The sequence below is a fragment of the Streptomyces sp. TBY4 genome, from assembly GCF_024213195.1.
In the GTDB taxonomy this organism is placed as follows: Bacteria; Actinomycetota; Actinomycetes; order Streptomycetales; family Streptomycetaceae; genus Streptomyces.
In genome coordinates this window covers 265791-279780 of record NZ_JANAVF010000001.1, presented here as the reverse complement: position 1 = coordinate 279780, position 13990 = coordinate 265791, and the positions used below count along the sequence as shown (strand labels likewise).

The window sequence follows — 13990 nt, the reverse complement described above, 5'->3', positions numbered from 1 at the left end:
GGGGCCCGTCAGGAGTGGCCGGGCAGCGCGAGTGCCCGCGTACCCCGCTTGATCAGCTCGTTGGCGATGATCAGCCGCTGGATCTCGGAGGTGCCCTCCCAGATGCGGTCGACGCGCAGTTCGCGGTACATCCGCTCGACGGGGTACGAGCGGTCGTAGCCGCGGCCCCCGAAGATCTGCACGCACCGGTCGATGACCCGCCCCGCGGCCTCGCTCGCGGCGAGCTTCGCCGTCGAGGCCTTGGCGTGCAGGGTCTTGGGGTCGGTGTGCGGCTGGTCGGCCTCCCAGGCGACCTGGTGGGTGTAGGCGCGGTTGACGGCGATGTCCACGGCGCAGTCGGCGAGCATGCCCTGGATGAGCTGGAAGTCGGCGATGGGGGAGCCGAACTGGCGGCGCCGGACCGCCCAGTCGCGGGCGAGTTCCAGGGCCCGCTCCGCCGCCCCGACGGTCCGGGCGGCGATCATCAGCCGCTCGTCGGTGAACCACTCCTTCGTCAGCTCGTAGCCGTTGCCGATCCCTCCGAGCACGTCCTCGTCGGCGACGAAGACATCGGTGAAGGTGAACTCGGGGTGCCCGTTCACCGCGGAGTGCATGAACCGCGGAACCCGCGTCATCTCGACGCCCGGCGCCGCCCTGTCCACGAAGAACAGGGTCGCGGCCCGCTCCGGGCCCGCATCGGCCTGCACCAGCAGGAAGTCGGCGATGTCACCGCAGGTCACGAACCACTTCTCGCCGTTGAGGAGCCAGCCGCCCTCCGTACGGGTCGCCGTGCTCGTGCACGAGCCGGGGTCCGAGCCCGCACCGGGCTCGGTGACCGCGAAGGCGTCGAACCGCTCGCCCCGGATGACGGGCAGGAGGTACTTCTCGCGCTGCGCCTCGGTGCCGTGGGCCAGGACGTTCGCGGGCCGCCAGGGGATGTCCCAGAGGCAGTTGGTGACCTTGCCGAACTCCTCCTCGACGATGACCTGGTCCAGCAGGGACAGGCCGGCGCCGCCCCAGGCGGCGGGCATGTTGATCGCGTAGACCCCGGCGTCCATGGCGGCCCGGGTCAGTTCGCGGACCGTCTCGGCGGGCAGCGGGCCTCCCGCCTCCTCGGACTGCTCCTCGTACCCCATCAGGAGGTGTGCGTAGGCGGCGGCGCGGGCCTTGAGGTCGGCCTGCTCGGGCGTGTAGCGGAAGTCCATGGGTCGCTCCGTGGAAGAGAGGGGATCTTGAGGTGGGCGAGGGCGCGAAGGGGTCAGCCCAGGACGGCCCGCGCGTCCAGGGCCAGGGCGCCGTCCGGGCGGACCAGCAGCGGGTTGACCTCCAGCTCGGCGATCTCCGGATGCGCGGCCGCCACCGTCGTGATGCGTTCGATCACGGCGGCCGCGGCGGCCACGTCGACGGCGGGCCGGCCGCGGACACCCGTGAGCAGGGCGGCGGTCCGCAGCCCCCGCAGCAGCTCCTCTGCCTGCCGCGCCGGTACGGGCGCCAGTGCGAAGGCCACGTCGCGCAGGGTCTCGGTGAGGACCCCGCCGAGCCCGACCATGGCCACCGGCCCGAAGCGGGGGTCGTGGTTCACGCCCACGATCAGCTCGATGCCGTCGGAGAGGTCCGCCATCGCCTCTACCGAGTACGAGCCGGCGCCGAGCCGGGCCCGCATGTCCCGGTAGGCGGCGAGGAGCGCCTCCCGGTCGGCCAGACCCAGCGCCACACCGCCCGCGTCGGACTTGTGCAGGAGGTGCAGGGCCTTCAGGACGTACGGGCCCTCGAACTCGGAGGCCGCGGCCAGTACTCCGGCCTCGTCGGTGACCTCACGGGCCTCGGGGAAGGGCACGCCGGCGGCGCCGAGCAGGGCGCGCACCCGGTGGTACCCCGGGTCCCGCAGGGGCGGGGCGGCGGCGGGCAGCTCGGGGATCGCGGGGGTTTCAGGGGCTTCGGGGATCCCGGGCAGCTTTGGTGCCGAGCCCGTCGGCCGGCCGGTCATCGCGGCCAGCGCGCGGGCGGCGTCCTCGGTGGCGGCGAACACCGGTATCCCCGCCTCGGCCAGCACCCGGCAGCTCGGCGACCCGGGATACATCGACTGCACCACCAGGGGCTTCGGTGATTCGGCGAGGTGGGCGACGATCTTCTCGGCGGCCCGGGTCTCCCCCTCCGCGAGCACGGAGCCGCCCGCCTGCCCGCCGCCGCCCAGGCCGCCCTCGGAGGCGGCGTACCCGCCGAAGTAGCCCGTCATCAGGACCGCGTCGACCTCCTCGGCGGCCAGGAGTTCCCGGACCGTGTCGGAGTAGGAGAGGGGCTGCTGCTCGCCCATCCCCGCCAGGTCGACCGGATTGCCGGTCGCGGACTGCGCCCACAGCACGGACCGCAGCCGGTCCTGGGTCGCGGCGGCGAGCTCCGGCACCTCGAGCCCGGCGTCCTCGGCGGCGTCGGCCGCGATCGCCCCGTGGCCGCCGCCGTCGGTGAAGACCGCGGTCCGGCGTCCTCCCGTACGGGGCCCGGAGCGGCTGCTCACGGCGGCCAGGACGACGGTCATCTCCCTGGGCGTGCGCACGAGTTCCACCCCCGCGTCACGGCAGGCGGCGGCCACGACACCGGCCGGGGTGGTGAGCGCCCCGGTGTGCGACATGGCGCTGCGGGCGGAAGCGGAGCCGCGCCCGGCGGTGAGCAGCACCACCGGCTTGCCCGCCGCGGCGGCGGCCCGGGCGAAGGCCCTGCCGTCGCCGAAGTCCTCGGCGTAGACGGCGATCGCCGTGGTGGCCTCGTGCCGGGCGCAGTCCTCGACGAGGTCCACGAGGGTGACGTCGGCCTGGTTGCCGAGGGAGACGAACCGGGAGAAGCCCAGGCCGTGCGGAGCGCCCCGCAGTTGGAGTTCGAGGGCGAGGTTGCCGCTCTGGCTCAGCAGGGCGGTGCCACCGGGTGCGAAACGGTCCGAGGCGAGGTACAGCTCGGTCGTGTTGTCGGCGATGCCCAGGCAGTTGGGCCCGACGAGCACGGCTCCGGCCTCCCGGACCCGGGCGACGACCGCGCGCTGGCGGGCGGCTCCCTCCGGGCCGGCCTCGGCGAAGCCGGCGGTGATGCCGACGATCGCCTTCGCCCCGCAGGCCAGGGCGTCTTCCACGGCGGCCTCGAAGCCGCTGCCGGGGACGGAGATCACCACCAGCTCGACGGGCTCGCCGATCGCGGCGAGGGACGGGGCCGCGGGTCTGCCGAGTACGGTGCCGCCGCGCCGGTTCACCAGGTGCACCGGGCGCCGGCCCTCGGCGCGGAGCGCCTGGGAGGCCACCGCGTGGCCGTACTTCGCCGGGTCGTCGCTGGCGCCGACCACGGCGACCGAGCGCGGGTCGAAGAGTGCCGTCAGATCGCGTCCCATGTCAGTTCTCCACTCGGAGCGCAGAGTTGGGGCAGCTCGCGGCGCAGGCGCGCGCCGCTTCCTCGGCGCCGGTCGGGACGGCGACGGCGATGACCTTCGCATAGCCCCACTCGTCGAGTTCGACCAGGTCGGGTGCGTGTTCCTGGCACAGTCCGTAGCCCTGGCAGCGGGTGGAATCCAGCAGGAGTTTCACGGTGTTCCTTTCAGCACGGGCAGGCGGAGCGGTGGTACGGGTACGTGGTCCACGGCCGGGCCGGCGACCTCCGGGACGGCCACGGTGAGGCGGTGGCCGGGGCCGGCCCCGGGCGGGGCGGCGGCGCAGACCGGGCAGGGCTCCCGCAGGTGGGACCGGACGAGTCCGGGGAAGGCGCCGAGCAGGCTGCCGGCGATGCCCGCGGCAGCGTCGAGCAGTCCGCACGCGCCGCGCCCGCGCAGTCCCAGCGACCACCGCTCCAGCCGGTCGGGGGTGTCGGGCGCGGCGGTGCCCGCGGCGAGGGCGTGGACGGCGTCGCGGACGGCGGCGGTGCCCGAGACGCAGACCCCGCACTGCCGTGCGCTCTCCGCCGCGAGGTGGCCGACGGCGTCGGCGGCGGCGCCCACCGGGCAGGCTCCGGCGGCGAGGAAGCGGATCGCCCCGCAGCCCAGTGCCGTGCCGGCGGCGGCGAGCGCGTCCGGTTCCAGGGGGAGGTCCAGGGCGCGGGCGTCGACGAGTCCGCCGAACAGTCCGCCCATCAGGGCCCCGGCCGGGTCCGGCACCCCGAGCGCGGCGGCCAGGGTGCGCAGGGGGACTCCGTAGGGGACCTCGGTGAGGAGGGGAGCCGCGCTGCCGCCGGACAGCGTCACCAGGGTGGAGCGGGCGATCGTCCGGCGCAGGCCGGGGCGGGCGGCGGTGAGGGCGATGCGGGCCAGCGTCTCGACGTTGGAGACCAGGGTCGGTGCGCCGCCGACCCCGCGCTCGAAGGGGCGGGGCGGTTTGGCGGTGGGCAGGGCCGGCCCGCCGTCGATCCGGCGGACCACCGCGCTCTCCTCCCCGGCGACGTAGGTGTGGGCGGTCTCGACGACCTCGACGGACAGGGACGGTTCCCGTTCGGCGAGGGCGCGGCGGACGCGGTCGGCGGCCACCGGGTCGGAGAGGTACACGTAGCCGCGTACGGCGCCGGTGACCGCGGCGGCGCGGGCGAGGCCGTCGAGGACCAGATGGGGCCTGGCCCGCAGCAGCCAGCGGTCCTTGACCGAACCGGGCTCGCCCTCCTCGCCGTTGGCCACCACCACCGGGTGGCCGCCGCGCTCGCGGACGGCACGCAGTTTGACGGCGACCGGGAAGCCGGCCCCGCCGCGCCCGCGCAGACCGGATGCGGCGAGGTGGCGCAGCAGTTCGCCGGGGCCGGTGGCGTTGGCGTAGCCACCGGTGGCGAGGTACGCGGCGGCGTCCTCCGCCGCGTCCGGCGCGGCTCCGAGCACGGAGCCCGGCGGGGTCGTTCCCGTCGGGAGTCGGATCGTGGTCATGGGCTGTTTCCTGTCCGGGAGTTGGCGCGGAGGGTTCGTACGGCGCGCTCAAGAGCGGCGCGATCCGCGGCGGTTCGGGCGTATCCCGTTCCCGGGAGGCCGATGAGCATGCGGTGGTGGTCGAGGACCACCTCGCCGGCGAGCAGGGCGGCCGGGCGGTCGCGCTGCCGGGCGCCGTCGGCAACGGCGGTCACCAGGGCGGTGACTTCGGCGAGGTAGCGCAGCCAGTCGCGCCGGCTGCCCCGCAGGATCAGGCGCTCCAGGCGGCGCCGCTCGGAGGCGACCAGCTGCGCGGGGGGCTCCGAGGTCTCCTCGGGCTCTGCGGTCTCCGTGGTCTCCGTGGGTTCCGTGGTTTCCGTAGGGGGATGGCGCGAGGAGGCGCGCAGGGTGGCGATCGCAGCGGGCAGTTCCCGCTCCGGCTCGGGGGTGAGCCCGAGCCAGTCCAGACGCCGATGACCGCTCATGCGTGCCTCCGGGAGGGGTGGGGGTGCCGTGGGCGACCGGGCCGGTGACGGGAGCCGGGGGCGGGGTGGGGATGCCCGGGACTCACCGCGGGGGATGCCGGTGGCGTGCGGCACGCGGGGATGGAGGTGGGGTGCGGGCCCTGGCGGGTGCCAGGGCGGCGGGGCTGCGTCCGGCCCGACAAAAGGCCCAGAAGTGGATGAACGCCGGTGCAGCGACGAGAATTACGCTAGCTGACCGATCGGTCAGCGTACAAGTCTTGACCCGGCGGAAATGAGCCAGCAATCTGACTGTCCAATCGGTCAGCAAGGCCCCGGCGTCCGCCCCGGCCCGCTGCCCACCGCTGCGTCGTCCCGCTGCCCACAGCCGGGACCGACCGTCGCACCGCCGCTACGGAGGGTCACCCGATGCACTCCAGAGCCCCCGAGAAGCCCCCGGCCCACCAGCCGGTCCCCGACCTCCCCGGGCCCGCGCTGCCGGCCCGCTACTACACCGATCCCGATACGGCCGCCGAGGAGACCCACAAGGTCTTCGCGAAGGCCTGGCAGCTCGTCTGCCACGAGTCCGACCTGCCGGACCCCGGTGCCCGGCTCGCCGCCACCGTCGCGGGCCGCGAGGTGCTCGTCGTCCGCACCGAGGACGGCTCCCTCGCCGCCCACCTCAACGTGTGCCGCCATCGCGGAACGCGCCTGGTCACGGCCCCCGAACCCGCCGGCAAGGCGATCCGCTGCCCCTACCACGGCTGGACCTACCGCCTCGACGGCAGCCTGGTCGGAGCCCCGGAGGCGCGCCAGATCCCCTGCCTCGACAAGCCCCGGCTCGGTCTGTTCCCGGCCCGCGTCGAATCCTTCCTCGGCTTCGTGTTCGTCAACCTCGACCTCGACGCCGTCCCGCTGGCGCAGCAGTGCGCCGGCCTCGCCGAAGCCGTCGGCCACTACGCCGGCGCCGACCTGGTCCCGGTCGGCCGCGACCGGATCCACGACCTGGCCGGAGCCGAGGTCCAGGAGGCCAACTGGAAGGTGACGGTCGACAATTACCTGGAGGGCTACCACGTGCCGGTGGCCCACCCCGGCCTGATGCGGCTGCTCGACTACCAGGGCTACTCCTGCGAGATCGAGGAGTCCTACGCCCTGTTCGCCTCGCCCCTGCGGGACAAGCCCTCCTCGAACTGGGCCGAACGCCTCTACCAGCGCATCGCCGCCCCCATGCCCGGCCTGGCCGAAGCCGACCGGCGGGTCTGGCGGTACGCCGTCATCTACCCGAACACCCTGATCGACTTCTACCCCGACCACGTCCTGGCCTGGACCGCGATCCCGACGGCGGTGGACCGGGTGGCCGTCCCTGGCGGCTTCTACACCCGGCGCGGTACGAGCCTGCGCACCCGCATCGCCCGCCGCCTGAACATCCACATCGGCTGGATCACCAACGACGAGGACGTCGAGCTCGTCGCCCGCGTGCAGAAGGGGCTCTCCACACCCGGCTTCGAGCCCGGCCCGCTCTCCCGCCGCGAGTCGGCGGTCGGCTGGTTCGCCGGCCGCATCCGGGCAGACCTGGACGGCGCCGCCGCCCCGGGCGCCGAAGCGGCCGCGGGCCCCGCCCCCGAAGCCGAGCGCTGAACCGTTCCCCCCAACGGCCCCCTACGGAGAGGACCCCGCATGTCCCCCGAGGCACACCACCTGTCCAGACGCTCCCTCCTCCGCGCAGGCACCGTCGCCGCCCTCGGCCTCGCCGCGGCCGGCTGCGGATTCGCGTCCGGTGACGACCCGGCCGGAAAGGAGGCCGAGGAGACGCCGATCGACGTCAAGGTCGACGGCGACCTCGTCTACTTCAACTGGGCCGACTTCGTCGACCCGGCCGTCTTCGAAGGCTTCGAGAAGGAGTACGGCGTCAAGGTCGTCCAGTCGAACTACGACTCGATGGAAGGCATGGCCGCCAAGCTCAACTCCGGGAACCAGTACGACATCATCTTCCCGACGGCGAAATGGACCCAGCGCCTCGCCACCGGCGGCAGGCTCCGTACGATCGACCGCACCCGGCTGAAGAACGCCGAGGCGGTGTTCGGCGGCTACGACTACTTCGCCGACCCCTGGTACGACCCCGGCTCCCGGCACACCGTGCCCTTCACCATGTACAAGACCGGCATCGGCTGGCGCCGCGACCGGCTCGGTGACCTGACCGGTTCCTGGGACGACCTGTGGAACGAGCAGGCCAAGGGCAAGGTCTTCGTACTCGACGACCGCGACGAGGTGCTCGGCCTGGGCGCGCTCAAGCTCGGCCTCGGCCTCACCACCGACGACCGGGGGGACCTCGCGCGGGTCACGGAGACCCTCCGCTCGCTCCGCCCCCGCCTGCGCGGCTTCTCCAGCGACAGCTACAACAACCTGCTCAACGGCAACGCCGACATGACCCAGGCCTGGAGCGGGGACATGGCCGCCATGCTCGCCCAGGCGGAGGACCCCGCCGTCTTCGGCTTCCAGGTCGCCCGCGAGGGCGCCCCCGTCAACTCCGACTGCTACGCGATCCCCGCCAACGCGCAGCACCCCGGCACCGCGATGCTCTTCATCGACTACATGCTCCGCCCCGAGAACGTGAAGAAGAACATCGAGTACATCGGCTACCCCATGCCGGTCCGCGGCACCGAGGACACGTACGCCGCGCTCGTGGAGCCCTTCCCCCAGTGCCAGGTGACGGCGGCCGACCTCAAGGACGACCTCTACTTCCGCAACGGCACGGCCAAGGGCGAGCAGGACCGCGACGCCGCCTGGACCGACGTGAAGGCCGGCTGACATGGCACCCCGTGAACTCCGGGCACCACGTGAAGTCCGGGCGCCGCGCGGGGGACGGGCCCGGCAGGAGGCGCGGCTGTGGACCTGGTTCATGCTCCCCGGCACCCTGTGGATGAGCGGCTTCCTCCTGGCCTCCCTGCTCCTGGTGGCCACCCTCGCCTTCGGCACCACCGACCCGCTCGGAAACCCGCGCTTCGGGCTCAACCCCGAGAACTTCGCCGCGCTCGCCGATCCGGCCTACCGCACCGTCCTGCTGCGCTCGCTCGGCTACGCGCTGATCACCTGCCTCATCTGCCTGGCCGTGGCCTACCCCGTCGCCTACGCCATCGCCCTGCGCGGCGGCCGCTTCAAGAACCTGCTGATCGCCGCGATCGTCGTCCCCTTCTTCGCCAACTACCTGGTGCGGATGTACGGCTGGTCCGTCGTGCTCTCCGACGACGGGCCGCTGCTGAAGGCCCTGCGCGCGGCCGGCCTCGCCGACGGCGACACCAAGATCCTCCAGACCGCCCCGGGGGTCATCGCCGGACTCGTCTACGGCTTCGTCGTCTTCATGATCATCCCGCTCTACGCGGCCATGGAGCGCATGGACACCTCGCTCATCGAGGCAGGCCGCGACCTCTACGGAGGCCCCCTGCGGACCTTCCTCTTCGTCACCGTGCCCGCCACCCGCCAGGGCGCGGCCGCCGGCTGCGTCCTCGTCTTCCTGCCCGCCATGGGCGACTTCGTCAGCGCACAGCTCATGGGAGGTCCCGACCAGATCATGATCGGCAACCTGATCCAGGACAAGTTCTTCCAGGGCCAGAACTGGCCGCTCGGCTCGGCCCTGACCATCCTGCTGATGGGGGTCCTGCTCCTCGGGATGCTCGGCTACCTGCGCCGGACCCGCAAGGACGAGGCGGAGGCGGTCCGGTGAACCCGCGCCCCGTTCCCCGTACGGCACCTGCGACGGCACCTCCCGCGCCGCGCGCCGCGACGACCGTACGCACCGCCCTCCGGACCGCCGGCGAGGCGGAGAAGCGGGCCGCCACCCGGCCGCGCCGTCCCGGCAGGCGGCGCCGCGGAGCCGACCGCCGGCCCCGGTTCGCCATCGCCGTCACCGCGGTCTTCTTCGCGCTGCTCTACCTCCCCGTCGGCGTCGTCGTCCTGTTCTCCTTCAACGCGCAGAAGTCCCTCACCGTCTTCGACGGGGTGAGCCTGCGCTGGTACGAGGCGTTCTTCCACGACGAGGTGCTCATCGGCTCGCTCGGCATGAGCCTGCGGGTGTCGCTCGTCGCGATGGCCGTCTCGCTCGTCCTCGGAGTGGCCCTCGCCCTGGGACTGGTCCGCGGCCGCGGCCGCCTGGGCTCCTTCGCCGGCCTGGTCATGCTCGTCCCGCTGATCACCCCGGAGATCGTCACCGGCGTCGCCGCGATGATGCTCTTCAAGGGCCTCGGCATCACCCTGTCCACCACCACCGTGATGCTCGCCGAGATCACCTTCTCCATCTCCTACGTCACGGTCATCCTGCGCTCCCGCATCGCCGCCCTCAACCCGGAGGTCGAGGAGGCGGCGATGGACCTCGGAGCCACCCGCCGCCAGGCCCTGCGCCTGGTGACCCTGCCCGCGCTGCTCCCGGGCATCCTCGCCTCCGGGGTGCTGATCTTCGCCCTGGTCTTCGACGACTTCGTCCTCGCCTACTTCACCACCGGCGTCGACCCGCAACCGCTCTCCGTCCGCATCTACTCGGCGATCAGGTTCGGCGTCCAGCCCACCATCAACGCCGTCGGCACCCTGATGCTCGTCGGCTCCATCGCCCTCATCGCGTTCGCCCTCGCCATCCCGCACCTCTTCGGCCGCCGCGGCGGCCTCGACCTGCTCCCGGGGAAGTGACACCCATGCAGCACCCGAACCCTGATCCGCAGGCGGACCCGCAGATCGCCGACGCGGCACCCCACCCCGCCGACGCGGCCTCCCACGCCGCCGACGCGGCACCCCACACCGGCCACGCAGCACCCCACCCCGCCGTCCGGCTCGACCGCGTCGCCAAGCAGTACCGCAACACGGACACCTACGCCGTCCACGACGTCAGCCTGGACATCGCCCCGGGCGAGTTCTTCTCCCTCCTCGGCCCCTCCGGCTGCGGGAAGACCACCCTGCTGCGCATGATCGGAGGCTTCGCCGACCCCACGGAAGGCAGCGTCCTGCTCGACGGCGAGGACGTCACGGGGCTGCCGCCCAACAAGCGCAACGTCAACACCGTCTTCCAGAGCTACGCCCTCTTCGACCACCTGTCGCTCGCCGACAACGTGGCCTTCGGCCTCAAGCGCAGCGGCGTACCCCGCGCCGAGATCCGCCGACGGGTCGACGAGATGCTGGAGCTCGTACAGCTCGGGCACCTGGCCGGCCGCAAACCGCCCACGCTCTCCGGAGGCCAGCGCCAGCGCGTCGCCCTCGCCCGCGCCCTGGTCAACCGCCCCCAGGTGCTGCTCCTGGACGAGCCGCTGGCCGCCCTCGACCTGAAACTGCGCCGCCGGATGCAGGTCGAGCTCAAGCAGATCCAGCGGGAGGTCGGCATCACCTTCGTCTTCGTCACCCACGACCAGGACGAGGCCCTGACCATGTCGGACCGGCTCGCCGTCATGAACGAGGGCCGCATCGAGCAGTGCGGCACGCCGGAAGACGTGTACGAACGCCCCACGAGCAGCTTCGTGGCCTCCTTCATGGGCACCTCCAACCTGGTCCCGGGTACCTACCGCTCCGGCCGCGTCCTCCTCGACGAGGGCCCCGCCCTGCCCGTCGGCCCCCGGTCCGGCGTCCCCGACGGCAGCCGGGTCAGCCTCTCCATCCGCCCCGAAAAGATCTGGCTCTCCGGCTTCGAACCGGGCATGGCCCAGGTCAGCGGAGTCGTCCGGGAGACCGTCTACTCCGGCCCGACCACCACGTACCTCATCGAACTGGCCCCCGGCGTCACGGTGTCCGTACTGGAGCAGAACACCGTCCGCTCCCGCATGGAGGACCGCTGGAGCGGCGGCGAGCGGGTCGAGATCGGCTGGAATCCCGAGCACTGCCTGGTCCTCGACTGACCCGTCCCGTCGACTGACCCGTCCCGTCGACCGACCGGTCCCGACCGAAGGAAGTACACCCCATGAACCACGACGTCATCGTCCTCGGCGCCGGACTGGCAGGTCTCGCCGCCGCGCGCGACCTGGCCGCGGGCGGGGCCGACGTGCTCGTCGTCGAGGCCCGCGACCGCGTCGGCGGACGCGTCGAGCAGACCACCCTCCCCGACGGCCGGCTGGTCCAGCTCGGCGGGGAGGTGGTGGGCCGCGCCCACACCGCGTACACCGCCCTGGCCGCGGAACTGGGACTCACCCTGGTCCCCAGCTACGTCGCCGAGCCCGGCGCCCTCGTCCGCGCCACCCCCGAAGGGGTCTCCGCCACCGACCCGCCCCACTGGTTCGGCCCAGGCGACGACGCCTGCCGCGCCAAGGTCACCGCCGCCTTCACGGCGCTCGCCGCCACCGTGGACCCGGCCGACCCCTGGTCCCACCCCGAGGCCGCGGACCTCGACCGGAGCTCCGTCGGCGACTGGCTCCGTGCCCAGGGCGCCACCCCGGCCGTCGTACGGCTCTGGGAGATCGGCCAACTCGCACTCGCCGACGGCTCCTGCGAACGGACCTCCCTGCTCGCGGCCCTCCGCAAACACGCCGCGGTCCCCGGCACCAGCCACTACGAGTACGAGGCGTGGGAGGGCCTGCGCGTAGCCGAGGGCTCGGCGACCGTGGCCCTGCGCATGGCCGAGGCCCTCGGCGGCCGGATCCGTACGGGCTCACCCGTCGAGGAGATCGCGGTACGGAGGCCAGGCCGCAGCTCCGTACGCCTGGCCGGCGGCGAGACCCTCACCGCCTCCGCCGTGGTCAGCGCCCTCCCGGCCGGCCCGCTCCGGTCGGTCGCCGTCACCGGGGTCAGCGAGGAGCGCCTCGCTTCCCTGCACCGCCAGCGCCACGCCCTCGCCGCCAAGTTCACCGCCGCCTACGCCCGACCCTTCTGGCGGGACCGGGGCCTCAGCGGCCTCTCCGAATGCGAGGGGCTCCTCGGCAGCACCTGGCCACAGAGCGAAGGCATCCTCTCCGCCCTCGTCCCGCCCGAACGCTACGGGGTCCTCCTCGGCACGCCCGCCGCCCTGCGCACCACCGAACTGCTGGCCGACGTAGCGCGGCTCTACGGCGACGAGGCGCACCGGCCGCTCGCCACCTTCACCCGCATGTGGGGCACCGACCCGTGGACCCAGGGGTACGTCACCCAGTGGACCCCCGGCGACGTCATGGCCGTCGGCCCGCGGCACGGCACCCACGAACCCCCCTTCTACGTCTGCGGATCCGACCAGTGGGTGGCCGGCTACATGGAAGGCGCCGTCCGCACCGGACGCGCCGCCGCCGAGGAGGCCCTGCGCCGTGGCTGACACCCCGCACGACCCCGCCGGCCCGGCCCTGCTCAACCACATCGGGGGAGCGGACCGGCCCGCCGCCTCGGGCGAGACCATGGCCCTCACCGACCCCGCCACCGGCCGTGTGCACCGCCGGGCCCCGCGCTCGGGCCCCGCCGACACGGACGCGGCCTGCTTCGCGGCGGCGGCCGCGTACGAGCACTGGTCCACCACCACCCCGGCCGCGCGGCAGCGTGCCCTCCTCGGCATCGCCGACGCCATCGAGGCGCACGCGGAGGAGTTCACCGCCGCGGAGACCGGGGACACCGGAAAGCCCGCCGAGCAGTTCAGGCAGGACGAGCTGCCCGCGATCGCCGACGCCGTCCGCTACTTCGCCGGAGCCGCGCGGAACCTGCCGGGCGCCGCCGCGGCCGAGTACACCGAGGGCCGCACCTCCCTGCTGCGCCGCGAACCGGTCGGGGTCTGCGCCCAGATCACCCCCTGGAACTACCCGCTGATGATGGCCGCGTGGAAGATCGCTCCGGCCATCGCCGCCGGGAACACCACCGTGCTCAAACCCGCCGACACCACCCCCTCCTCGTCCGTGCTCCTGGCCCGGATCGCCGCCGAGCACCTGCCGCCGGGCGTGCTCAACGTGGTCTGCGGAGACCGCGACACCGGCCGCGCCCTCACCGCCCATCCTGCGGTCGCCCTGATCGCCGTCACCGGCAGCGTCCGGGCCGGACAGGAGATCGCGGCGGCCGCCGCGGCCGGCCTCAAGCGGGTCCACCTGGAACTCGGCGGCAACGCCCCCGTCATCGTCCACGAGGACGTGGACGTCAAGGCGACCGCCTCCGCCCTCGCCGCGGTCGCCTACTACAACGCCGGCCAGGACTGCACCGCACCCACCCGGCTCCTGGTCCACCGCCGGATCCACGACGCGTTCCTCGAGGCCTTCGCCGCCGAGGCGGCCGGACTCCGCGCCGGCGCCGACTTCGGACCCCTCAACAACACCGCCCAACTGGCCTCCGTACAGGGCCTGCTGGACCGCCTGCCGGCCCACGCCAGGACCGTCACCGGAGGCAGCCGGCTCCCGCGCCCCGGCTTCTACCACGAGCCCACCGTGGTCGCGGGCGTCCGCCAGGACGACGAGATCGTGCAGGAGGAGATCTTCGGACCCGTCGTGAGCGTCCAGACCTTCGCGGACGAGGCCGAGGCCCTGCACCTCGCCAACGGAGTCCGCTTCGGCCTGGCCGCGAGCGTGTGGACCGCCGACCACGACCGCGCGATGCGCGCCACCCGCGCCCTGCACACCGGCATCGTCTGGGTGAACACCCACGGCACCACGGTCTCCGAGATGCCCCACGGCGGAGTCAAACACTCCGGCTACGGCAGCGACCTCTCCCTGGCCGGCCTCCTGGACTACACCCAGGCCAAGCACGTCATGCTGTGACCGGGCTCGACCTGGCAGCCACCCTC

General features: G+C 73.5%; 12 protein-coding genes. 7 read left to right on the top strand and 5 right to left on the bottom strand.

Going from position 1 to position 13990, the window contains the following annotated elements; genetic code table 11:
• Positions 1 to 8: 8 nt before the first annotated feature.
• The 5 genes from NLX94_RS01300 to NLX94_RS01280 are packed head-to-tail and all read right to left on the bottom strand — an operon-like array spanning position 9 to position 5322.
• Positions 9 to 1184: an acyl-CoA dehydrogenase family protein gene (locus NLX94_RS01300; protein WP_254380652.1), complete on the bottom strand. Its 1176-nt coding sequence runs from the start codon at positions 1182 to 1184 to the stop codon at positions 9 to 11.
• Between the two features lie 53 nt (positions 1185 to 1237).
• Entirely contained in the window at positions 1238 to 3352 is a 2115-nt protein-coding gene (locus NLX94_RS01295) for an acetate--CoA ligase family protein (protein WP_254380651.1), read from the bottom strand.
• 1 nt (position 3353) lies between these two features.
• Positions 3354 to 3545: a ferredoxin gene (locus tag NLX94_RS01290; RefSeq protein WP_254380650.1), complete on the bottom strand. Its 192-nt coding sequence runs from the start codon at positions 3543 to 3545 to the stop codon at positions 3354 to 3356.
• Positions 3542 to 4858, bottom strand: a complete 1317-nt coding sequence (locus NLX94_RS01285; protein ID WP_254380649.1) for an NADH-ubiquinone oxidoreductase-F iron-sulfur binding region domain-containing protein — start codon at positions 4856 to 4858, stop codon at positions 3542 to 3544. Before NLX94_RS01285 ends, NLX94_RS01290 begins: the two co-directional genes overlap by 4 nt.
• Positions 4855 to 5322: a hypothetical protein gene (locus tag NLX94_RS01280; RefSeq protein WP_254380648.1), complete on the bottom strand. Its 468-nt coding sequence runs from the start codon at positions 5320 to 5322 to the stop codon at positions 4855 to 4857. Before NLX94_RS01280 ends, NLX94_RS01285 begins: the two co-directional genes overlap by 4 nt.
• Positions 5323 to 5727: 405 nt before the next feature.
• Between NLX94_RS01280 and NLX94_RS01275 the strand changes: the two genes are divergently transcribed.
• From NLX94_RS01275 to NLX94_RS01245, 7 genes are all read left to right on the top strand, one after another.
• On the top strand, positions 5728 to 6936 hold the full coding sequence (locus NLX94_RS01275; RefSeq protein WP_254380647.1) for an aromatic ring-hydroxylating dioxygenase subunit alpha: 1209 nt from the start codon (positions 5728 to 5730) through the stop codon (positions 6934 to 6936).
• 39 nt (positions 6937 to 6975) lie between these two features.
• Positions 6976 to 8106 carry a spermidine/putrescine ABC transporter substrate-binding protein gene (locus NLX94_RS01270; RefSeq protein WP_254380646.1) on the top strand — a complete coding sequence of 377 codons (1131 nt, stop codon included), beginning with the start codon at positions 6976 to 6978 and terminating at the stop codon, positions 8104 to 8106.
• A gap of 1 nt (position 8107) precedes the next feature.
• Complete coding sequence (locus NLX94_RS01265) at positions 8108 to 9019, top strand: ABC transporter permease (RefSeq protein ID WP_254380645.1); 912 nt, start codon at positions 8108 to 8110, stop codon at positions 9017 to 9019.
• On the top strand, positions 9016 to 9975 hold the full coding sequence (locus NLX94_RS39240) for an ABC transporter permease (protein WP_254380644.1): 960 nt from the start codon (positions 9016 to 9018) through the stop codon (positions 9973 to 9975). The genes NLX94_RS01265 and NLX94_RS39240 overlap by 4 nt, the downstream gene beginning before the upstream one ends.
• A gap of 5 nt (positions 9976 to 9980) precedes the next feature.
• Positions 9981 to 11168 carry an ABC transporter ATP-binding protein gene (locus NLX94_RS01255; protein WP_254380643.1) on the top strand — a complete coding sequence of 396 codons (1188 nt, stop codon included), beginning with the start codon at positions 9981 to 9983 and terminating at the stop codon, positions 11166 to 11168.
• Between the two features lie 62 nt (positions 11169 to 11230).
• Positions 11231 to 12547, top strand: coding sequence for an NAD(P)/FAD-dependent oxidoreductase (locus NLX94_RS01250; protein ID WP_254380642.1), 1317 nt, complete (start codon positions 11231 to 11233; stop codon positions 12545 to 12547).
• Positions 12540 to 13964, top strand: coding sequence for an aminobutyraldehyde dehydrogenase (locus tag NLX94_RS01245; protein ID WP_308402350.1), 1425 nt, complete (start codon positions 12540 to 12542; stop codon positions 13962 to 13964). The genes NLX94_RS01250 and NLX94_RS01245 overlap by 8 nt, the downstream gene beginning before the upstream one ends.
• The last annotated feature ends 26 nt before the right edge of the window (positions 13965 to 13990 follow it).